The following is a 21,121-nucleotide window of genomic DNA, read 5'->3' as shown; positions in this document are numbered from 1 at the left end:
GATGAGGGGAACCCTTTAGAGATGGCGCTCTCGCTTGATAGCCAGCTCCGTTGCAAAAGCGACCTCTATATCTTTGCGTTGCCACGGTTGAACTTTTTCGTCTTTACCCGCTTGTACATGGCCTCATCTGCCCCTGGAGATCCATCGTGCATTGTACCAAACCAATCATCGAATGGGATCAACGTGTCGCCATAGTTTACCTCAAAATATCTGTGATGGAGGTAGTGATAGTACCCGTCGTAGTCGAGATGCTTTTCACCTTCCGTCAGGATCTTACCGAAACCAAGATGAGCTAGTGCCGGAAGCAGGGCTTGCACCATTAGGCAGAACATTACGTTCATTGGATGAGACGGCACAATAAAGTAGCCCAACACAACTGAAAAATACAGGATATGCTCCAACGTATGCATGGACAGGCCTGACCACGGTCCCGGGTTGACGTTGTTGTGATGAACCTTATGTATGAGGCGATAAAGCGGCTCGACATGGATCAAACGGTGAATGAAGTAGAAATGCATCGACGACCAGGCGGGCGCGGCCAGGAGCATGCAGGTAAAGTAGATCGGGTGTTGTCGGACATTAACCTGTTCTACGTACCCATTAGCGTACATCCACCATGATAGCGCTTCGTATGCTGTCCAAATAGGAACACCACTAAACATCGTCCAGAAGATATTTTCGGCCGTTTGGCTTCCGAATAGAAACACGGGATTGTCAGCGTCGGGCCACTTTGCATTATATTTGAAACTGGTGCCCTGTCGACGTTGAATGTAAAGGATTGCGTGCAGGACGCCATAAACAAGACCGGCCAAGACTGCGTTTCGTAACAAAATAGTTAGCACCCAGCCAATGCTAAAGTGACGGGTCACGTCCAAAGCGGGGGTTAGGTATGCCCAAGTCGCAAGCGAGATCGCCAGGATGAGCGTATTCCAAGGCCAGAGGTAGCCCGGGAAACCGAACATCCATAGGAACAGCTTCCTTGGTTGCATTGGCCATGTGAACAAAGGGCCGCGGCGTGGCCGTTCATTAGGGGTCCATTGGCCACGTTTGTCCCGGGTCCCGTAAAGCTTATCGTCCATAACCTTCTCCATGCAAGCCGCTGTCGCGCGCCGTGCCGGCAATGGTGTATACAGCTTACCGTGCATTGTCAAATCCTAGCCTTTTTTATGCGATTAATGCGGGGCATCTTGCTGAGGAAATTGAAAGCTGTGTATAGGTAGCGCTGACAAGGGAGTGCCGTTCAGTTTTTCGGAGGAGCGTCTTGGAACAAGCTATGGTCATCATCGGCGCCGGCCACGCGGGTTGCAGAGCTGCCCGGTCCTTGCGTAGCTACGGCTGGACAGGCCAAATCCATCTTCTGAACGGAGAAGATCGGGCGCCCTATGAACGCCCGCCGATTTCTAAAGCTGTACTGATGGGCGATAAATGTACTCTAGACATCCCGCTGCTGGCAGAGGCATGGTTCCAGGATCAGAAACTCAACCATCACCGGCAAGTGCGGGCGACTGGGATCGACCGCGAGCGGCGTGCGGTTAGGCTGTCCGACGGCGGCGAACTCCTTTATGAACGGCTGCTCCTCGCCACCGGCGCCCAGCCGCGCAGGTTCGGGAAAGCCATGGATGGCATCATGACTCTGAGGTCGGCGGCGGACTCAGAGAGACTTTCCGAGGCTTTGGTTTCGGGCGCAACTCTGGTCATAATCGGCGGCGGATTGATCGGCCTGGAGGTCGCGGCTTCGGCCGTGCGCCGCAACTGCAAGGTGACGGTCATTGAGTCCGCTGATCGTTTGCTAGCGAGAGTCGCGCCGGCGGAAATCAGCACTGAGGTCCACAAGGATCACGAGGCGGCAGGCGTGGCGATCCGGGTCGGCTCGGCTGTCGAAAGCATACTTGGCGAGGATCGTGTCACCGGGGTACACTTGGAATCCGGAGAAAATATTGCGTGTGACGTGCTCCTAATAGCAATTGGCGTGACGCCGGAAACGACCCTAGCAGAGGCAAGCGGCCTTGAGGTGGACAACGGGGTGGTCGTCGACGAGTATTTGCGTACGTGTGACCCGTCGATCTTCGCGGCTGGCGACGCAAGTTGCATGCGTCGCGCAGGCATGGCGCGTGCGCTTCGCCTGGAGTGCTGGAAAAACGCCGAAGATCAGGGGGATGTCGTCGCCAAGAACATGCTAGGCATTGAAACAGTCTATCACGCGGTGCCGTGGATGTGGTCGGATCAATTCGACAAAGTCTTTCAGGCGGCGGGACTGCCCTCACCAGATCAAAGGATTACTGTTCGTCTGCTCGGCGCGGGGGCGCAGGCTGCCTTCCATTATGACACTCAGGGGACGCTGGCCGCAGTCAGCGGTTATGGTTCCCTCGGCCCCGTCGCCAAGGCAGTGCGCGTAGGCTCAGCCCTGCTCCAGCGAGGCGTGTCGCCAACCCCCGAGGCAGTCCGGAAAGCTTTCGACCTTCGGGAACTGCTTCAGGCGCAACCGGCGTAAGGGGGATGACATGCAAGGTATTCTGATTTTTCAATCGATGTGGGCTATGGAGCTTCGCAGCGACCACTATCCTGAGCATACCCTCGAGCAGAACGTCGAAAAAATTGCTGAGGCTGGCTTTGACGGAGTCAGTGCAGACTGGCGCGACCGCAAGTTCGTCGGGCGCTTAGCAAATCTCCTGAAAGCCAAGGGAATGCAAGCTGAAGGCCAGTGCTTCCCTCGGACGATTGATGACCTCAAGCCGGTTCTGGCGAACGCCGTGGAATTTGGCGTCCATCATATCGATCTTCAACCGGATGTCCGTCCGCGACGTATCCAGGAGTGTGTGCCGTTGCTCGAAGGATGGCGTCGGCTCGCCGACGAGGGCGGCGTCCAAGTCTATATCGAGACCCATCGTGACCGCATGACCACGGATCTTTACTTCACTCTGGATCTGCTCGACTGTTTTCCGGATCTCAGGCTGTTAGCCGACATTTCGCACTTTGTCGTCGGTCGCGAATTCCCGTGGCCCATTGCGGATGAACATCATGAAGAAATCCATCGCATCCTGGACAATTCTTGGGCCTTCCACGGCCGGGTGGCGACACGTGAGCAGATACAGATTGAAATCACTTACCCGCAGCACAAACTTTGGGTGGATCAGTTCCTTTCGTGGTGGGAGTACGGGTTCAGAAGCTGGCGGAAACGGGCGGGTGCAGACGACACCTTGGCTTTTACATGTGAGCTAGGCCCGAAGCCTTACGCCATTACGGGGCCAGACGGCGAAGACACGATCGACCGCTGGGAGGAAGCCCTTGTTTTGAAACGGCATATCGCCCAGGTTTGGCAAAAGACTTCGCAAAGTGAGGCATAATCTTCATTGGCCAGTTCTTACCGCCAAGCGCACCGGTTGAATAAAAGCGCTAACATAGGAACTGCCCTCGAGCATCGGAGGCACCTGGTGCGCGCTGCGCGTCTGTCGCAACGCATCTAACAACCTTCGAATTGCCAGTCATACCGGTCCGCCGCCCTTCGCGGGCGAATGTGTGATCCGGTGATGGCGCACCATTGTCGGCGTACCCGGCGCATACTCAACAAGGGAAATGCGATCTCGCAGTGACGCAGTGAGTCGTGAAGCTCTGGCGCTCACCCTTGATTTGGCCTTCGCTAAAGTGTGAGCGCTGTTGCGGCACCACCTTTCGCACGTGGTCATGAGCCGCGATGCTCGGAGCCTTTGAGGGCTTCGACACATGACGATTTCAGAGCTTACGCTTAAGTCCAGGGACGAGGAGCCGGTTCGACGGCTTGAGATATTCACAGGTTCTGGACGGCGGCGCGAATGGTTGCCAGAGGAGAAGGCGCGGATCGTGGCGGAAAGCTACGATGCCGGCGAGACCGTGAGCGCGGTGGCCCGGCGATATGCATTGTCCCCGCAGCAGCTGTTCGCCTGGCGCCGGTCCGCGCGGGTGCCGTTGGAGAATGCGCCGGCACCGGAGCCATTGTTTGTTCCAGCAGTGGTCGCGGCATCGGAGCCCGAACCGGCGGGGAAGCGCGCGAGATCGACACGGAAGCGGAAGGCCGTGCGAGAAGCCGGCATGATCGAGCTGGAGATTGACGGCGTCGCCATGCGGGTCGGTCGTGGCGCCGACGCCAGGACGGTGGCGGCGGTGATCCGTGCGCTGAAGGCGCCGTCGTGATCGGGCCGACGGGTGCGGTCAAGGTGATGGTCGCGACGAAGCCGGTGGACTTCCGCAAGGGGGCCGAAGGCCTGGCGGCGCTGGTTCGCGAGACGATGGGCGCCGATCCGTTCTCTGGCACGGTCTACGTCTTCAGGGCCAAGCGCGCCGACCGGGTCAAGCTGGTGTACTTCGACGGCACCGGCGTGTGCCTGCTGGCGAAGCGTCTGGAGGACGGGAAGTTCTGCTGGCCTGCCATCACCGATGGCGTGGTGAGGTTGTCGGCGGCGCAATTGCAGGCGCTCCTCGAGGGGACGTAGGAATACCCCTGATACTGACGCTGATGTGCCCCTGCCGAGGGAGGTCGAGGTGGTCGAACCGACCCATCCCCTTTATCGGCGACGCTTTCGGGTTGTCTCTGTCATACGCGAGTCGTGCACTGCCCGCATCGTGCGCGTGGAGTGGCGATTCGGCCTCACGCTGCTGTTGCCTTTGAGTGTCACGGATATCGGAGCGTTCGAAGAGCCGCGCACAATGCGCACGAAGCTCAGCGTTGAAGCATTGGAAGAGTTGGTGGCGGTGGCCGAGGCAAGCGAGGGCGCATGCCTGTCGAGCCCCGAGACATCTGGCGCACGCTGCCGTCCGCGCTCCGGCGGGCGGTCGTCGACGATCTCGCCGCGGTGCTCGGGAAGGTGAGCGATGAACTCGGATCTCATCACCAAGGGCCACCGGGAACGCAAGGCGGTCGTCTACATTCGCCAGTCGAGCCCGCATCAGGTGATCAGCAACCAGGAAAGCCTGCGGCTGCAATACGCGCTCCGCCAGCGTGCCCGCGACCTCGGGTGGCATGAAGCCGATATCGACGTCATCGATGCCGATCTCGGCCTGAGCGGTGCCACCGCGACTTACCGGCAGGGCTTCAAGGATTTGGTCGCGCGCGTCACTCTTGGGGAAGTCGGCCTCATTCTGTCGATCGAGGTGACGCGGCTGGCCCGCAATTGCTCGGATTGGTATCCGCTTCTTGATGTCTGCGGTCACCGTGGCTGCCTGATCGCGGACAGGGACGGCATTTACGATCCCGGCACGCCCAACGGCCGGCTTCTGCTTGGCCTGAAGGGGACGATCTCGGAACTGGAATTGCACACTATCCGTGGGCGGCTAACGGCTGGCCTGCTCGCCAAGGCTGAACGCGGAGAGTTGGCGCAGCCTTTGCCGGCGGGCTTCGTGCGCGATGCCAGCGGTGTCGTCACCAAGGATCCGGATCAAGAGGTGCAGGATCGCATCAGCCTGGTCTTCGACAGCTTTCTTTCTCTGCGCACCGCCGTGCGGGTGATGCGGGCTTTGCACGCCGGCAACCTCTCGCTGCCGCGACGCGATCGGCATGGCGAGGTATGTTGGAGGCGGCCGACGATTCCGGCGGTGACCGACATGTTGAAGAATCCGGCCTATGCCGGAGCGTTCGTCTACGGCCGCAAGCGCCTTCGGCCACCGGGCGCGTCCGGGCACCCGCAGAAGACGCCGAGGCCGATGCCGGAATGGAGGATTGTCGTGAAGGACAAGTATCCCGCCTATGTAAGCTGGGAGACCTTCGAGAAGGTACAGGCCATCCTGCGCGACAACCGGAACGACTATCTGCGCATCAAAGGCCGCGGGATTCCGCGCGATGGCGCCGCCCTGCTGCACGGCATCACCTGGTGCGGAGAATGCGGGCACAAGATGTTCGTGCGCTACAAAGGCGGCGGCCAGTACGCCTGCAATCATCTGCGCCAACAGCATGGCGTGCCGGAGTGTCAGCGCTTGCCGGCCGCGCCGATCGACCGCCAGGTCGCGACCGCTTTCCTCGAAGCGGTCGCGCCAGCCGAGATCGAGGCGCTGGCAAGGGCGCACAAGATGCGCCGTCGCGCGGACGAGGCTCTGTGCCACGCCCAAGAACAGCAGGTTCAGCGCCTGCGTTACCAAGCGTCTCTCGCCGAGCGGCAGTTCAACCGGGTCGATCCGGATAACCGGCTCGTGGCCGCCGAGTTGGAGCGGCGCTGGGAAGCAACGCTCCTGGAACTGAGGGAGGCCGAAGAGGCGCTGCAGCGCAAGACTGCCACTTCACTGCCCGAGCCAGCCGGCATCGATCGCCGTTTACAGGCAAAGGTCGTAGTCTTGGGAGGACGACTACCTGCGATCTGGGCCGATCCAGCGACGCCGTGCGCCCACCGCAAGGCGCTGCTGCGCTGCCTGATCGACAAGGTCGTCATGCGCCGCAGTGCCCGTGACCGGGCCGAGGTGCGTATCGTATGGCGCGGTGGCGCAACGACCGAGCTCACCGTCCTCATGCCCGTCAATGCAGTTGCCGCGTTGCCTCGCCAACAGGAGATGGAACGGCGGATCTGCGAGCTGGCTTCCAAGGGCGTGTATGATGATGAGATCGCCCGCATCCTCACAGCTGAAGGCCATCGCTCGCCACGGCGCGTCGATGAAGTGTCCCCAAGCACGGTCCAGAGCGTCCGTCTTCGCCATCGCATCAGAACGGCGCGGCAGCGCACCCGCTGGCCCAAGCTCGAAGGACGGCTTTCCGTCATGGAGTTGGCTGCGCGACTGCGCATCCCGCCGAAGTGGATTTACACCCAACTTCGTCGCGGCCGCCTTCTGACGTCCTATGATCCCGCCGGTCGCTATCTCTTTCCCGACGACGAAGCCGCCATGCAGGCTGTGCGCAAGCTGCGCGAACACGACGGAATCGATCACATCGAACTCAGGGAAGATCAGCCTCATGAAGAGGGGTATCGTTATGGCTAGTCGCTGGAAGGGTTGGATTGGCGGCGCGTGCATGACGCCCGCGAGACGCGCGCGCCGATCGCGGCAAGTTGATTCCATGGGCGGCTAGAGACGCTGGCAAAGCATTGGAATGCATGATTGAATCGGCCTTGTGAGCAACTCGGCCGAGCCTCAGACCAACGATCCGATCGCGCTTCAGGCGATGCTCGCGGCGGAGCGCGCCGAGAACGAGCGGCTGCGCCAGATCATCAAGGAACTGCAGCGCCACCGTTTCGGCCGCAGGGCAGAGAGCCTGCCCGTCGAGCAGCTGCTGCTGGGCCTGGAAGAGGCCGAGCAGGTCGAGGCGGAGGGCTTCGCCGCGGAGGACGCCGCCGACCCTGCCAAGCGCGAGGCTCGCGCCAGCAAGCGCCGCACCAACCGCGGTGCACTGCCCGCGGACCTGCCGCGTATCGAGCAGGTCATCGACATTCCCGACAAGATCTGCCCGTGTTGCAAGGGCATGCTGCACGTCATGGGCGAGGATCGCTCCGAGCGCCTCGACATCGTGCCGGCCCAGTTCCGTGTAATCGTCACGTGCCGGCCGAAATACGCCTGCCGGAGCTGCGAGGAGGTCGTTGTGCAAGCGGCGGCTCCATCGCGGCTCGTCGAAGGCGGCATCCCGACCGAGGCGACCGTCGCCCATGTTCTGGTCGGCAAGTACGCCGACCACCTTCCGCTGTATCGCCAGGCGCAGATCTATGCTCGCCAAGGCGTGAACCTGGATCGATCGACGCTCGCCGACTGGGTCGGCAAGGCAGCCTTCCTGCTCCGGCCGATCCACGAGCGGCTGTTCGAGCGGCTGAAGGCCTCCGGCAAGCTCTTCGCCGACGAGACCACGGCGCCGGTGCTCGATCCCGGACGCGGCCGCACCAAGACGGGCCAGCTGTTCGCTTATGCTCGCGACGATCGCCCCTGGGGCGGGATCGCTCCACCTGGCGTCGCCTATCTCTATGCACCCGACCGCAAGGCCGAACAGCCACTGCGGCACCTTCAGGGCTTCGTCGGAATCCTGCAAGTCGACGGCTACGCCGGATACCGGGCGTTGGCCGAGCGCAATGCCGTGAGCCTGGCGTTCTGCTGGGCGCATGTCCGTCGACGCTTCTACGAACTGGCCCAGTCCGGGCCTGCGCCGATCGCCACGGAGGCGCTCCAGCGCATCGCCGAGCTCTACAAGATCGAGAGCGAGATACGGGGACGCTCGCCCGAAGAGCGGCGCACCGCCCGCCGGGAGAGAAGCCGCCCCGTCATCGATACCCTCCAGCCATGGCTGCGCGAGAAGCTCGCCCTGGTCAGCCAGAAGAGCAAGCTCGCCGAAGCAATCCGCTACCCGCTCTCGCGCTGGGCCGGACTTGGTCGCTTCCTCGACGACGGCCGCGTCGAGATCGACTCCAATGTCGTCGAACGCTCGATCAGGCCAATCGCCCTCAATCGGAAGAATGCGCTCTTCGCCGGTTCCGACGGAGGTGGCGAGCACTGGGCGACCATCGCCTCGCTCGTAGAAACCGCGAAACTCAACGGCGTCGACCCGTACGCCTACCTCGCCGACGTCATCACCCGCATCGTCGCAGGCCATCCGCAAAGCCAGCTCGACGACCTGCTGCCCTGGGCCTATGCCCCAGCGCCACTCAAGGCCGTGGCCTGAGAACAGCGGTTACGCTAAAGTCGCAACCCCCAATGATGATTATGCCGCCGCTGTTTCAGGGCACCCGCTGGGCTGCAGCTTTATGCAGGACCGAAAAAAGAGAAGCGGTTAGCAGTTATGGTGGCACGGCTGAACGCCCGAGGCGGAGCTAAGTAGCTCAACGATTTAGAGTACCACTCCAGATCACATTGGTCTCGCATGGCACAAATCGACGATCTGTCCCAAGCTGGTGCACCCGTTCCGATAAGAACTGCGAGCCACAATGCCAGCCCTCCGCACCTGTTTGTAACCCTTACAGTCCCTCTCGTGCATGATAGGTCATGTCCCTCCTTGTGAATCCATTCAGATTTTGATGAGCATGACATCAGCTTCACTCTTGACCTCGTAACGTGCCAGAAATGAGAAAGAAACACAGAACTCTGCCCCAAGCGGCGGAGATTGGGGTCTTGATCACTGGATGCCGCCTTCCTTGCCATCGTCCCGGAGCCTCCCGCTGAGTTATTCGCTTGACCGTCGGAATGTCACCCAGGAATACGGGTCTTAGACTGCTTCCTTGACCGCCGACAAAAATTGCTTCGTCCGCTCCCGTTGCGGATTTCCAAAAAGTTCACGGGGACTTCCTTGCTCCTCTATCTTTCCGCCGTAGAAGAAGCAGACACGGTCAGAAATATCGCGTGCAAAGCTCATCTGGTGGGTAACCATCAGCATGGTGAGATTGTGTTCGGCAACAAGCTTGCGAATGACGTTTGTGACTTCCCCAATCACCTCCGGATCCAAGGCGGAGGTAACCTCATCGAGGAGCATCACCTTTGGTCGCATAGCCAACGCACGCGCGATTGCGACGCGCTGCTGTTGTCCCCCAGAAAGGCGCGATGGATGATGATCCTTTTTGTCGATCACGCCGACCATATGCAGCAACTCTTCCGAACGCTCCCGTGCTTCTTGTTTTGAAAGACCAAGAACCTGCACGGGGCCCTCCATACAGTTCTGAATGGCGGTCATGTGAGGGAACAGGTTAAAGCTCTGAAAGCACATGCCAATAGAGGTTCGCATCCGTCTAAGGTAACGCGCGTCAGCTGGAACTAGCACCCCTCCCTTGGCCATGTGAGTCAACGGCTTGCCTTCAACGTAGATAACGCCATCGTCTATGGTCTCAAGGGTCATGAGGCTGCGTAAGACAGTGGTTTTACCTGAACCCGACGGACCTATGATTGAAACCATCTCTCCCTCAGCAACGTCGAAATTGAGTTGTTCGATAACGCTGAGGTCCCCGTAGATCTTACTGACATTCATGAACCTGACCATGGGCCGGTCTGTGTGAGGTAACCAAAGAGGGTAATCAGACTTGTCGGCTGTCACAGACCCAGCCTCACTCGAAGTCGGCGTTCTAATAGCTTTATAAGTCCGGCGGCGGCTAGCGAAATAGAAAGAAAAATCAAGCCCATCAGCGTAAAGGGCTCAAGATACCTGTAATGTTCGGAACCGATCGAGTTTGCGGCATGCATGAGCTCCATCACGCCGATGGCAGAAAGCATCGGGGTATCTTTGAAAATGCCTACTAGGTAGTTTCCCATGCTGGGCAGAACGGGGACCAGCGCTTGTGGAATAATGATTCGCAAGTAAGTATCACGCGCCGACATGTTAATCGCGCGGCATGCTGCCCATTGGCCAGGTGTCACTGCTTCGAGACCTCCGCGATAGACCTCTGACAAATACGCAGAGTAGTGAAGTCCTATCACCACTAGCCCAGACCCCCAAGGGGACAACTGAATACCAAATTGTGGAGCAACATAAAACAAGAAAAAAAACTGTAGAACAAGCGGCGTCGAGCGAATAAACTCAACACACTCTCGTACAGCCCGACGTACCGGTCCAAACGCCACTCGCTGTGCCACCGTAAAGATGAGACCTCCGACCAGTGCAATCGCGTAACCTGCACCGGCCGCAAGAAGCGTATTCGAGGTCGCCCACAGCAGTCGTGGCAATATCTCCCAGGTAAGGGTCCAGCTCCAATCGAAGTTCACCACCGACCCAACCTCCGCGCGACCGCATGCTCCGCCCAACGCATCGAAGGCGCAATTAGCACTCTTGCTAAAAGGTAGTAAACTATGAGGGCGGTCCCGAAGGCTTGTGCCGAAAGGTTAGTCGAGATGTTGATTTGCTTGGCCTGGAACATTAGATCTGTCACCGATATGAGCGAGACCAGGGCTGTGCCCTTGAGCAACTCAATTAAAAGATTTCCCAACGGGGGTAGCATAATAGCAATCGCCTGGGGCAATACGATGCGGCGCATTCTTGCGAACGGCGACATAGATAACGCGGTAGCCGCCTCCCATTGTCCGCGGGGTACTGCTTGGATCGCGCCTCGCACAAGCTCTGCACCATATGCCCCGTAGTTTAGTCCCACGGATATAAAGCCAGCAGTGAAATTTGGTAGCGTAATGCCAAAAAAAGGCGATACAAAAAAAATCCAATAGAGTTGGACAAGAAGTGATGTTCCGCGGAAAAGCTCAATGTAGACTATGCTTGTTCCGTGGATCAGCAGGTTGGCGGAAAGCTTTCCGATTCCCATCACCAGAGCAACGGACCCTGCGACAAGAACGGCTAGCACGAATTGCAAGCAAGTTACCCACGTTCCGTACGCCAAAACAGAACTATACTTTTGTAGAAATTCCCAGATGGGCATGTGCTATCCTCTGTTCCGCGCTGGGGAGGCCCAGCCTGTCCCAGGAGGCGTACATTACGGTCAGCGGTTGGTGCAAACCCACTCCGCTGCCTTGTCGCCCGGCAGCAACTTTGCGTCGTAGCCATATGCCTCCACAGCCTTCAGCATTTCGGGGGTTCCAATATATTTATTCAGGCCTTCGTTGAATTTCTTCACGAAATCCTTGTCAGACTCTCGGAAGGCTATGCTCACCCAGTTCTGAGTTGATTCCGGCATGGCGTCTGGGTCAGTGACTTCAAGCTTTCCACCAGATTTTCCGGCGACAGAACGCGACAAAAGATATCCTGATGCTCCAGCGTCGGCGCGTCCAGCTTCGACTGCTGCAAGTATCTCTGCCTGACTCGGCACTTGCATGATGTGCACCTCCGGTACGCCGGCCTCCTTGGCTTGCTGTATGTTGCTGTAGCCTATTCCAGTGACCATAGTGGCACCCGTCTTAGCAATGTCCTCGTAATTTTTGAGTCCTTTTGGATTACCGGCGGGCACAATCAGCGCGTCCGTTACCTTCGCCAAAGGCCGTGAGAATGCGACACTTACACACCTTGATTTGAGAATGTAAAGACCGCCAGTAGCCATGTCAAAGCGGCCAGATTGCAGGCCTGGGATAAGCCCACCCCAATCTGTTACTACAGTCTCCACTTTATCGTAGCCCATCTGTCCAAGCACGCCCAGTGCGATCGCATTGACGAATCCTGCCGGCCGGTTCTTGCTATCGGGAAAAGCGAATGGTTCTTCGTTGGAAAAGCCGATGCGGATGGATTTGCCCTTGGCGATACGGTCTGACAGTTCTCCTGCTTGGATCGGCGCGATTGCCGCATAAGCGATGGCCAAGCCTGCCGCTATTTTTGCAAATCTCGTGTTCATGTTTCAGTTCCCATTTGCGGAGTAATTGAACGGCTCCCGTGGGTGGGCATTTTCCATTTTGTAGAACGGCCTGTTTGGGAGGGCTGATCTCCATTATCCTAGCCCATAGAGGGGGCACCGCGCGACCTTCACGCGGGGAAAGCTTAGCTTATCAGAGTGAGCGCCTACTTGTTCACTTGGTCGACTAGTGATGTCCATTCGTCCGAACCTCGATCCAGGTTTCATCTACTATCTTTCCAGAGACGCCTCGCCTGCGTCGGTTGAATCGTTCCAGCAGATCAAGCGAGAAGTGCAGGCCCCAACGATGCACAGTAAACGGTCGACGCTCGGGCCATGCAGTGATTCCACGCGGGCTGAGGTTGTAGGCTAGGTAGCGAACGCACTGCAGGATCACGGATCGGTAAAAACGGGGGTGAATGCAGGAGATGATCTTTCGAAAGTCTGCGGACGAATTCTTTGCATAGCCTAACTGACCGCGGTCACCAGACGGCGCAATCCCGTGGATGGCACTGTCGCAGGGCTCCCAAACTCCGGCCGAGTTAGGCCTTGCCTGCGTTACGAGCCCAATGAAGCTTCCTATCCGAGCCAAGTTACGACTTTCGAAGCCATGCATTTGGGGCACAAGTAACATTAACCCCGAACGCGTCGGTGTAGTACGTATCTATTAAAAAACCTGCCTGCTCTACTAGCTTGAATCCGTCTATAATTTCATTATTTACGTTTGTCGGATTATCTTCGATTATATAGTAATCCCCTGGTTCCATAAAGTTGTTTATGTGTAAGAATAATTTAAATATGTTTACGTGAGCGTCGTCGATCACAAGCCATGGATGACGCAGTCTCATCAGTAAGTTTCGGTCCAAATTCGTGACATCAGAAAGGTCGACTTGATGGAATGTAATAAGTGGATGTTGTATTGCATTTTTATGTATACATTTCGTGTGCAAATCAAAAGAGTGAACTTCGCCGGTATTGTCACACAGCACAGACAAGTTATCGGCAAGCCACAGCCCGCTTCCACCCTGATATGAACCGAGCTCCAGGATTGTCCTCGGCTGGAGTTCCCAAATCAGCCTTGGATACAGAGCAAGATCAAAAGGAGTCTTGAGAAGTATCAGTCCTTTGTAAGTCTTGGCCAATGCTCCCGCTTTTGTGGAGCGCTTCTCAGCACTCCATGGGAAGATAGACGACGCCCATGCTCGATCGGATGGCCTTGCAAACCGGTCAGAATGATCAGCATTCACGACGTTGCTAATCGTGTCAAACATTCCCGGCCAGTCAGGAAGAAAATCTCGCCAATCCTGGTCAAGAAGTCCGCCTGGCCTCATCTGATCGGGGTAGTACTTGTGGGCGGCGTCCCAAAAGTCCTTGTACCCGGAAGTGAGTTTCATAAATCCGTCTCCATATTTGCGTCTATCCCCTTGTCAATGCAATCGGCGTGCCACTCTGCGGAATGAGCGCGCCTGCCCTTTAAGGAGTGGAAAAACGCATAGCTGCCCGCGTTCCCGCTGGAATGGTCGGCGCGCTTTGTCGGATTCCGGACATTGGCGTTATCAATCAGGCATGGGTGCAATAACAGAGTTGGTGACTTAAGCCCGTGCCGGTCGCCTCTCATGCTCACGTCGAAGGTCTGCTCGAGCATGCTGATGCCCCGATGGCGATGTAACCATCGAGACGCTCGGTATATGCGCACATCGGAGGGATACATTTTCGCTCGCCGATTCGATAGCGAGACAATGCGCGAAAGCCTTTCGGCTTTCTTCAGGCGGCGGCGCTTTGAGATTTTCAGGGCCAAGTCGTGAGCGCGAAGCTCTCTCGGCTGCGGCTCAGGATTGAGTTGGCTGATTCATAGAGAAACTCGCGGACCACGCTGCCAGCTTGCTTAGTGATCCTGCCGTCCAGTCGAGTTCGCCGGATTGATGACGCCGCGGCACCAGGCCACAGGAGGCGCAACCGCGTTCGAGGTTGTCGGAACCGGCCGGCCTTGCCGATGGGCGGCGGAGAACGCGGCTGAAGCCTGAATGCCAGCACCAGGTATATTCATGGGAATCTGGCAGGCCTGCGACTGAGCGGCGTGCGAGCATTCGCAGCTTGCGATCCAGACCGAGGGCCTGCATCTGGTCGAGGGTGGGGTTCGTCGGCAGGCGGTTTTGAGGATGGCGGTGACGGAGGAGTAGCGATCGCGTTGATCAGCAACGCCGCAGGCGGCATCGAGGCGCTCCGACCCATAGCGCGGCGCCAGCGACAGGATGCCCATGGCCGAGCGGTATCCCTGTCCCGGCGAGCGTGGTGCCGGTGACATCGCCGGTGTCCTCGTGGATGGCTCGGCGGTGCTTCTCAGCATCTCCTGCATCTGCTGGAGCAAAGGCGTGAGCGGTTACGCGCGGCAGTGCTGATAAGCGCCGACTTGCCGAACCAAGGCGCGAGGCAAATCAATGGCTGCGGAAAGAAGGCCGATAACCCGCGGGTACGAAGGCTGATCCAGACCTCACTCACGATTCTTTTGTGGTGAGGCTACGTGCGTACTTATCCCTCGGATGGGCGCGGTCTGCTATGAAAATAAAATCCGGAGCATGTGAGGGCTGTGGCGGGCATCATGCTATCGATTTCCTGGTCTAAGACATGCAGCTCTAAGACAATGCAGCGTTGTCTGGGGCGGTCCGCGAGCTGCGCATCAGCGCGATCCGCAAGATTTTGTGAGTCAGGGAGGTTCCACGATGCCAGCAACTGTCGTGCTTGGGCGCATGGCGACGCGGACCTCATAGCATTGCCCAGCTTTAGCAACGTGGGCCACGGAGGCCAAGAGCTGAGGGCTCTGGATTGCGATGGCTAGGTCGCTCTGCAAATGAGACAATACCTCACGAGGGATCGCGAGCTGTTCATTCAAGTCCGTTTGGACATCCACCGCTTTAAGCAGGCCCTGCACCGAAGAATGGCGCCCACCAGAATAGCGCGCTGCAGGGGAACAGACAGGCTGTGGGCTGCACTGCCAACTTCGAAGGGTCAGCAACGCAAAGAATCCGTTTCGCCCAGCAGCGCGATGGCTTGCCTGGTTGTTTCCACTCCGAGCTTTTTGCGGACATTGTCGAGGTGAAAGGTGACGATGCGGCGCGCGATCCCCAGTATGCGGCCTGTCGCCCAGTCACACTTGCCCTTCACAGCCCACTGCAGGCACTCGAATTCCCGAGGCGTCAACTGGACCCCATCTACGATCCGACCGGTCAAGAGCTTGCGGCGAGCATAAATGTGAAAGCAGCTCGCCATGCACAGCAAGATCTGCTGGTATCGCTGAGTGACGCGCACAAAGGCTGGTCTGGGCTCGTCCGATGCGAAAGTCACCGCTGCGAAACAGCCTCGCTTATCGACGATCGGAACCGTCAAGCCGCAGCTTATGCCGAATTCGGCCCCCTCGGCGAGGAGCTTGCGCTCGACCTTTGAAAGTTCGGTTTGGCTGGCCCCAAAGACCCCCAAAGAAACGGGCAGCCGCCAGATTGCGCCTGCACGATCACCGGATCGATCGTATGATAGCGGTTTAGCTCATAATGGTCGGTCCAGCGGGGCGGATAGTTCGAGATCAGCCTTGGTTTGCCAGATTTTTTGGTGGAAACGACAGGTACGCAAATTGAGGAAGATCGTATTCCTGCGCTGCACGCGCGAAGGCGTCGCCACGCTTTCAGACAGCCGCTCGAGGAATGTCTCGAAAACTTCCTGCATTTCCAAATTTCGCCCTGGCCCCCTTTCGACATCGCGTTGATTGGGACGAGACAAACACGCCGGCATGGCGACGCCGACACAAGGCGCCCTGCCGGTTGGGAGGAAACCGGCAGGGCGTGCCGCGGAAAGAGAGCGATCTAGGGAGATGCGCACAGCCGCGGCATAGCTACAAGAAACGTTAATCGCCGACCCTCACCTGTCGGCCGGAAATCGACTCCGGCATCTATTGAGCCGATGGGGCTTTGCTCTCGTGATCTTCGCCAATGCTGGCGTGACGGCTACCGCTAGGATCATATTGCGCCCTCAGTTTTAAGCGCGCGGTAGGTGGTTTCGACCGATTTCACCGTCGCGTCGACGATGATGTCCACCTCGTCCCTGGTGATGATGAGCGGTGGCGCATAGCCGAGGATATCCGCATGAGGCATCGCGCGGCCGATGACACCATTCTCAAGCAGGGCAGCAGCGGCACGCGCTCCGACCTGAAGTTCGGGCTCGAACGGCACGCGCGCTTTGGGATCTCGCATCAACTCCACGGCGGACAGAATTCCCTCGCCGCGAACTTCGCCGACAATAGGATGTCCTTCCAGTTCCGCTTTCATACGCGAAAGCCAGTAGGGGCCGACATCCTGGACATGCTCCAAGATGTTTCTTTCCTTAAGGACTTGAATGTTGGCAAGGGCGGCCGCCGCGCAGAGCGTGTGTCCAGAATATGTCCAGCCATGGCCCAGCGGACCGTGCTTTTCCGTTCCTTCTTCCAAAACCGACCAGACTCGATCGCCAATAATCGAACCGGAGATGGGCAGATAGGCCGAACTCACACCCTTTGCGATCGTGACGAAGTCCGGCCGCATGCCATAGAGGTGAGAGCCGAATTTCTCGCCTGTCCGCGCAAAGCCGCAGACGACCTCATCCGCGATAAGCAAGATGTCATATTTGTCGAGCACCGCTTGAATAGCGGCCCAATACCCCTTGGGAGGCGGAACGATGCCGCCGGTTCCGAGTACCGGCTCCCCGATGAAGGCCGCGACCGTCTCCGGGCCCTCGGCGAGGACCAAGGCTTCGAGGTCATCGGCACAGCGCTTGGAGAAGGCTTCCTCGCTTTCGCCGTCCCGCGCTTGGCGATAGTGGTGCGGCGTTGTCGTATGACGCACCAGATTGAGCGGAAGGTCGAAAAATTTATGAAAGAACGGAAGGCCAGTCAGGCTGCCGGTTACGAGCCCGGAGCCATGATAGCCGCGATTTCGAGAGATAATCTTCTTCTTTTCCGGGCGACCGAGAATGTTGTTGTAGTACCATACCAGCTTGATGTTGGTCTCGTTTGCGTCTGATCCCGACAGGCCAAAATACACCCTTCGCATGTTCTGTCCGAAATATTCGACCACGGCTTCCGCCAAGCGGGCAACGGGTTCAGTGCCTTGGCTGGCATAGACATGTGCGAACGGCAGTTCATACGCTTGCTTGGCAATCGCGTCAGCGATCTCCGTGCATCCATATCCCATGTTGACGCAATAGAGACCACCGAAACCGTCCAGGCTTTTCCGGCCTTCCGTATCCCAGATGTACACACCTTCTGCACCGGCCATGATCCGGTTTGGGGTTTCGCCGCGGCTGTGCTTAGCCAAATGTGTAGACGGATGAAAGACAAAGCTTCGATCTTTCTCGCGCAGTTCCTCAGTCCCCAAATTGCTCAAGCTCATAATTCCTCTCCTCGCCAGCTGTAGGCAGAAGACACTCCCCAGCCGCTTATTGAAAACAAGCATACCGTAATCGCCACTCGGGTTTCGCCGGAATGCGCCCCTTTAGCCGACGAATTCGCGAAAATCGGCCTCGAACACGGTGAAATCCAAGGTTTCTTGAGTTTACCTTTTCTTGAGGCGGACAGTGCGGGCGCCGCCATGTCTGTTCTGCGGCGGATGTTTACGACGGTACCGCATTCCTCCGTGGACGGCATTACGAGAACCGTGTCCGAGGGCCCGTCCAGCAGCCCTTTAGAACTCCCCGATGTGTTCGTCGTGTCACCAGATAATGTCCAGCGGCGTGATGACGCGCACGCTCGTGCCGGCACGCCGTGGGCTATTCAGGATTGCCGTCCCTCTCAAAGCAGGTTCGCAGGGTTATGAAGGCGTTCGGATCACGGCGTCGCGCGGCTGAGGAACCATGCTCGAATAGGGCCGCCCGCAGTCTATCGAGCAGCAAAGGTCCCGTCTTCGCATCGATCGACTTGCGATCTCGGGACGTGATTCCGATTCTTTTTTCGTAGAGATTTGGATGGGCTCGACAAGGCTCGACAGCGGTGTCGCCTCAGCAGAGACTCTGCCCCGATTGCCTGTCTCGATCTTCCAGCCCTGAGGTCTTTATCAATCGGAAGAACTGCTCGATGAGCCCGCGCTGCTTGTGCCGGGGACAGTCTGCCAGGCCCGGCGGAGCGGGTGGTCACCAACAGCCGGTGCTGCGGCGCCACGCCGGCGGTCGTGGCCATAGGGAAGACTTCAACCCGCTTCAGCACGAGACATCGAGCGGAACGCTCCTCGCGCGCCCTCCGCGAGACCATCGTCTGAACGAAGCGGATGCCAAGCCGCCGTCGCTAGGGATCTACAAATGCGGAGTTTCAAAAGCCCCTTATCTGCACCGGATCGAGCTGCAGCTTGTCCCAAAGCACCACGCGCGGCACCGATTGTGCCCGCCACGCCGTCATTTGCCATGTCCCGGAAGAACCCCACAGGATCATCATCAGCGGCATTGCGCAGCGGGCTTCCGGCGTGGCGATCACGCGACGAAGGACGCCGCGGTCGGTCCAACTCAGGGCGCCGCTCGAAGCGCTGGGATGGCTATGCCAATCGCCGAGGTAAGTCTCGCGGCGCCCCGAACGCTCATAGTGCGCGGCAATCTGCTCAAGTTGCCATTGCTGATCCGGCTCGAACCGGAAGCGCTGGTGAAGGGCGCGAGGACCGGGACCAATCATGGTGGTTATGACGGCCGTATCAGGACTCGACCACCAGCCCATGAAAGTGCCGCCGGTCTCTAATGGGAACTTGTTGTCAGCTTCAACCGCACATTCCTCAGTCACGGTGTCAGGAAGCCAGGCCTCGACATCCGGCAACATCAATGCTCGCCCCGGCAGTCCGGATGTTTTGGCAGCGGATCGACACGCCAGCGCGGCGGACAGCGCGCTCGTCCGTCATCAACAAAACTAAGTGTCTGCACGACCGAACCCTCGACCGCGTTACCCGAGAGGGTATCGATGGCCAGCCTCACCGCCTGCAGTGAAAGTTCCTGCAGATCATAGTCAGCACCGGCGAATGTGCGCTCATCGCACCCCGCCGGCTGGATTAGGGCCCCGTCACCGGCGTCCTGTCCTGGCGGGGGGGCGATCTCGTGCTTGTGCCATGCGTGGAGAAGGCAGTTCGGGCAGCCGCTTTCGCGGACGTGCCGGACAACGGTGCCGCCCTCCAACGTCGGCGTGGCGGACAAGCTTATGAGGGGAACGGCAGCGCCTCGGCAGCGGTCATCCAGCAGCGTCGTAACGCCATGCGAAGCGCTGCCATCGATTACGAGATCGGCGTCCCTGATAAGCGTGTCGAGGATGTCGTCGTCAGCTGGATCGCTCAGAGCCTGCGCCGCGGTACCTATAAAATGCGAATGGCTACGGACTTCGGTTGCCGGATACTGACGAGCGAGAAAAGCCTGCAACGCGTCTGCCTTGCGCTGTCCCCATACGGCTGCACCCAGCGGCCAACGGATCGTGTTTCCGGGCTCTAGAATGTCATGATCGACGAGATCGAGCTTGCGGCATCCGTTGCGGACCAGTTCGATCGCCACCGGTGCGCCAACGGCGCCAACCCCGACGACAAGAATCCGCTTATCTTTGAGGGATGCAACGGCCGGAACACGCCAGCCAATGTCGTCCGGGCCGGCCCGGAGAACGGGCAACGCGGTGATACGCAGCGGTTTGGGTTTGTTCTTCTTCGGCTCAAAGCCGCGGGCATGACCGAAGCGCATGATGAAGCACCAGCCGACACCCGTTTCACCAAAGGCGAGCTCGCTCGGATAGATAAGCGCGCGGAGGTCAAACTTCAGACCTGAACCATAGTTTCGCGGCCGGGCACGTTCGAGCCATGGGTGCTCTTGGCGGAGCTTTTTCAGCTGTGCGTCGAACTGAGGTTCGGGCAGGATGGTGTCTTTTGATCTTACCCACGGAACCTCGAGCCGGTTCTCCGCATCGGCCAGATCGACCGGGAGCGGGCCTGCCCATTGGTGAAGTACTTGGCCATCCGCAGCGCGAACCTCTTCGATATAGGCCCTGACCACCGGATTACGGATTATACCGTTCTCGCCCTGCACTTTGACCGTGTGATCTTGGATGTAACGCAGATGCAGGGTGCCATGCGACGTGTTCCCGAGATTCCAGTCGCTGTCGATCAGACAATAAGATCCGGAATCGCGCCCAAGGTTGTTCCACCAGTATTCGGCAGGCTCGCCCTGCTGGTCTTCCTCACCGACGCCAAGCACGGAGTCGGCGAGCTGTTTTTCCAGCAACGTGCAAAGCGACCAGCCCGGTGTCCACTGCCGGGTGTCGCGGCCGAGCAGGCAGAGATTGCCCTCCATAGGGCTGCGGTGGCGCGCAGGCGGGGGGTCAAGGCCGGCGAGCAGAAAGACCTGCGGCCGAAAGTGCGGGTAGGCGTCGGGAAAGGCAGCCTGCAATCGAAGGGTGATCACCGTATCGAGCGGCCAATCGAATGTGAGCGACAACCGCCCGGCAGCGAGGGCCAGCTCATCAATCTCGGGGGTTATCCCGGCGGCGCGCAGCGCGTCGAGTTCGTATTTCAGCCGCCCCGGATAGCGCTTCTCCCAGCGGGGAACTGGCCCCGCCGGGCTCGTCATGGATGAACAGGGATCGAGCATCCTCTCATCCGACCTTGCGCGGCGGAGGAATGGGCGGATCAGGCGGCCCCGGCGGAACACCGTGAGGCGGACCAGGAGGCACTCCGTGAGGCGGCCCTTTTCCGGGATTATCTGGTGGTCCCTTTCCGGGGCCGTCGGGTCTTCCAGCCATAATTGGCCTCCATATCTGTGTGAGCTTGTCGCAGGGCCGGCAGTCGACCGTTGTTGGCAATGATGTGCCTACGAGATTAGATCCTCGGGCGAAGAATTTTTCTCCGACTAGATTGTTCAGACGCTTCGTTGCTTTCCGCCCGAAAGATTGGGGCGGAACACCCGGTCGACTG

Annotated in this window: 16 protein-coding genes and 3 pseudogenes; 7 read left to right on the top strand and 12 right to left on the bottom strand. The window is 58.7% G+C overall.

Features of this window, described 5'->3' with window-relative positions:
• Positions 1 to 65: 65 nt before the first annotated feature.
• Positions 66 to 1,079 (bottom strand): sterol desaturase family protein, encoded by a 1,014-nt coding sequence (locus AC0ZT5_RS31685; protein ID WP_488499619.1) that lies wholly within the window; start codon positions 1,077 to 1,079, stop codon positions 66 to 68.
• 194 nt (positions 1,080 to 1,273) lie between these two features.
• Between AC0ZT5_RS31685 and AC0ZT5_RS31680 the strand changes: the two genes are divergently transcribed.
• From AC0ZT5_RS31680 to tnpC, 7 genes are all read left to right on the top strand, one after another.
• Positions 1,274 to 2,491, top strand: a complete 1,218-nt coding sequence (locus AC0ZT5_RS31680; RefSeq protein WP_488499618.1) for an NAD(P)/FAD-dependent oxidoreductase — start codon at positions 1,274 to 1,276, stop codon at positions 2,489 to 2,491.
• Positions 2,492 to 2,501: 10 nt separating this feature from the next.
• Entirely contained in the window at positions 2,502 to 3,344 is an 843-nt protein-coding gene (locus AC0ZT5_RS31675; RefSeq protein WP_488499617.1) for a sugar phosphate isomerase/epimerase family protein, read from the top strand.
• Between the two features lie 376 nt (positions 3,345 to 3,720).
• Positions 3,721 to 4,167, top strand: a complete 447-nt coding sequence (gene tnpA, locus AC0ZT5_RS31670) for an IS66-like element accessory protein TnpA (protein ID WP_488499616.1) — start codon at positions 3,721 to 3,723, stop codon at positions 4,165 to 4,167.
• Positions 4,164 to 4,466 (top strand): IS66 family insertion sequence element accessory protein TnpB, encoded by a 303-nt coding sequence (gene tnpB / locus AC0ZT5_RS31665; RefSeq protein WP_488499615.1) that lies wholly within the window; start codon positions 4,164 to 4,166, stop codon positions 4,464 to 4,466. Before tnpA ends, tnpB begins: the two co-directional genes overlap by 4 nt.
• Positions 4,467 to 4,515: 49 nt before the next feature.
• Complete coding sequence (locus AC0ZT5_RS31660) at positions 4,516 to 4,842, top strand: hypothetical protein (protein WP_488499614.1); 327 nt, start codon at positions 4,516 to 4,518, stop codon at positions 4,840 to 4,842.
• A gap of 3 nt (positions 4,843 to 4,845) precedes the next feature.
• Positions 4,846 to 6,933, top strand: a complete 2,088-nt coding sequence (locus AC0ZT5_RS31655; protein WP_488499613.1) for a recombinase family protein — start codon at positions 4,846 to 4,848, stop codon at positions 6,931 to 6,933.
• Between the two features lie 181 nt (positions 6,934 to 7,114).
• Complete coding sequence (tnpC, locus tag AC0ZT5_RS31650; RefSeq protein ID WP_488499649.1) at positions 7,115 to 8,593, top strand: IS66 family transposase; 1,479 nt, start codon at positions 7,115 to 7,117, stop codon at positions 8,591 to 8,593.
• Positions 8,594 to 9,133: 540 nt separating this feature from the next.
• Here tnpC and ehuA read toward each other — a convergent pair.
• The 11 genes and pseudogenes from ehuA to AC0ZT5_RS31595 form a co-directional block, all read right to left on the bottom strand.
• Entirely contained in the window at positions 9,134 to 9,898 is a 765-nt protein-coding gene (ehuA, locus tag AC0ZT5_RS31645; RefSeq protein WP_488499612.1) for an ectoine/hydroxyectoine ABC transporter ATP-binding protein EhuA, read from the bottom strand.
• A gap of 50 nt (positions 9,899 to 9,948) precedes the next feature.
• Positions 9,949 to 10,620 (bottom strand): ectoine/hydroxyectoine ABC transporter permease subunit EhuD, encoded by a 672-nt coding sequence (gene ehuD, locus AC0ZT5_RS31640; protein WP_488499611.1) that lies wholly within the window; start codon positions 10,618 to 10,620, stop codon positions 9,949 to 9,951.
• Positions 10,614 to 11,279 (bottom strand): ectoine/hydroxyectoine ABC transporter permease subunit EhuC, encoded by a 666-nt coding sequence (gene ehuC / locus AC0ZT5_RS31635; RefSeq protein ID WP_488499610.1) that lies wholly within the window; start codon positions 11,277 to 11,279, stop codon positions 10,614 to 10,616. The genes ehuD and ehuC overlap by 7 nt, the downstream gene beginning before the upstream one ends.
• Before the next feature lie 60 nt (positions 11,280 to 11,339).
• Positions 11,340 to 12,182 carry an ectoine/hydroxyectoine ABC transporter substrate-binding protein EhuB gene (gene ehuB, locus AC0ZT5_RS31630; RefSeq protein ID WP_488499609.1) on the bottom strand — a complete coding sequence of 281 codons (843 nt, stop codon included), beginning with the start codon at positions 12,180 to 12,182 and terminating at the stop codon, positions 11,340 to 11,342.
• A 202-nt stretch (positions 12,183 to 12,384) separates the two neighbouring features.
• A pseudogene (locus AC0ZT5_RS31625) lies at positions 12,385 to 12,600 on the bottom strand (IS6 family transposase); the annotation flags it as partial.
• Positions 12,601 to 12,772: 172 nt separating this feature from the next.
• Positions 12,773 to 13,573: a CmcI family methyltransferase gene (locus tag AC0ZT5_RS31620; RefSeq protein WP_488499608.1), complete on the bottom strand. Its 801-nt coding sequence runs from the start codon at positions 13,571 to 13,573 to the stop codon at positions 12,773 to 12,775.
• 734 nt (positions 13,574 to 14,307) lie between these two features.
• Positions 14,308 to 14,463 (bottom strand): annotated as a pseudogene (locus AC0ZT5_RS31615) (IS21 family transposase); the annotation flags it as partial.
• Positions 14,464 to 15,185: 722 nt separating this feature from the next.
• A pseudogene (locus tag AC0ZT5_RS31610) lies at positions 15,186 to 15,896 on the bottom strand (helix-turn-helix transcriptional regulator).
• 290 nt (positions 15,897 to 16,186) lie between these two features.
• Positions 16,187 to 17,593, bottom strand: a complete 1,407-nt coding sequence (locus AC0ZT5_RS31605; protein WP_488499607.1) for an aminotransferase — start codon at positions 17,591 to 17,593, stop codon at positions 16,187 to 16,189.
• Between the two features lie 911 nt (positions 17,594 to 18,504).
• Positions 18,505 to 18,999 (bottom strand): Mov34/MPN/PAD-1 family protein, encoded by a 495-nt coding sequence (locus AC0ZT5_RS31600; RefSeq protein ID WP_488499606.1) that lies wholly within the window; start codon positions 18,997 to 18,999, stop codon positions 18,505 to 18,507.
• Positions 18,999 to 20,798 (bottom strand): ThiF family adenylyltransferase, encoded by a 1,800-nt coding sequence (locus AC0ZT5_RS31595; RefSeq protein ID WP_488499605.1) that lies wholly within the window; start codon positions 20,796 to 20,798, stop codon positions 18,999 to 19,001. The genes AC0ZT5_RS31600 and AC0ZT5_RS31595 overlap by 1 nt, the downstream gene beginning before the upstream one ends.
• Between the last annotated feature and the right edge of the window lie 323 nt (positions 20,799 to 21,121).

Source organism: Mesorhizobium sp. CNPSo 4670 (genome assembly GCF_057784235.1).
This window is presented reverse-complemented; position numbering and strand designations above follow the sequence as displayed.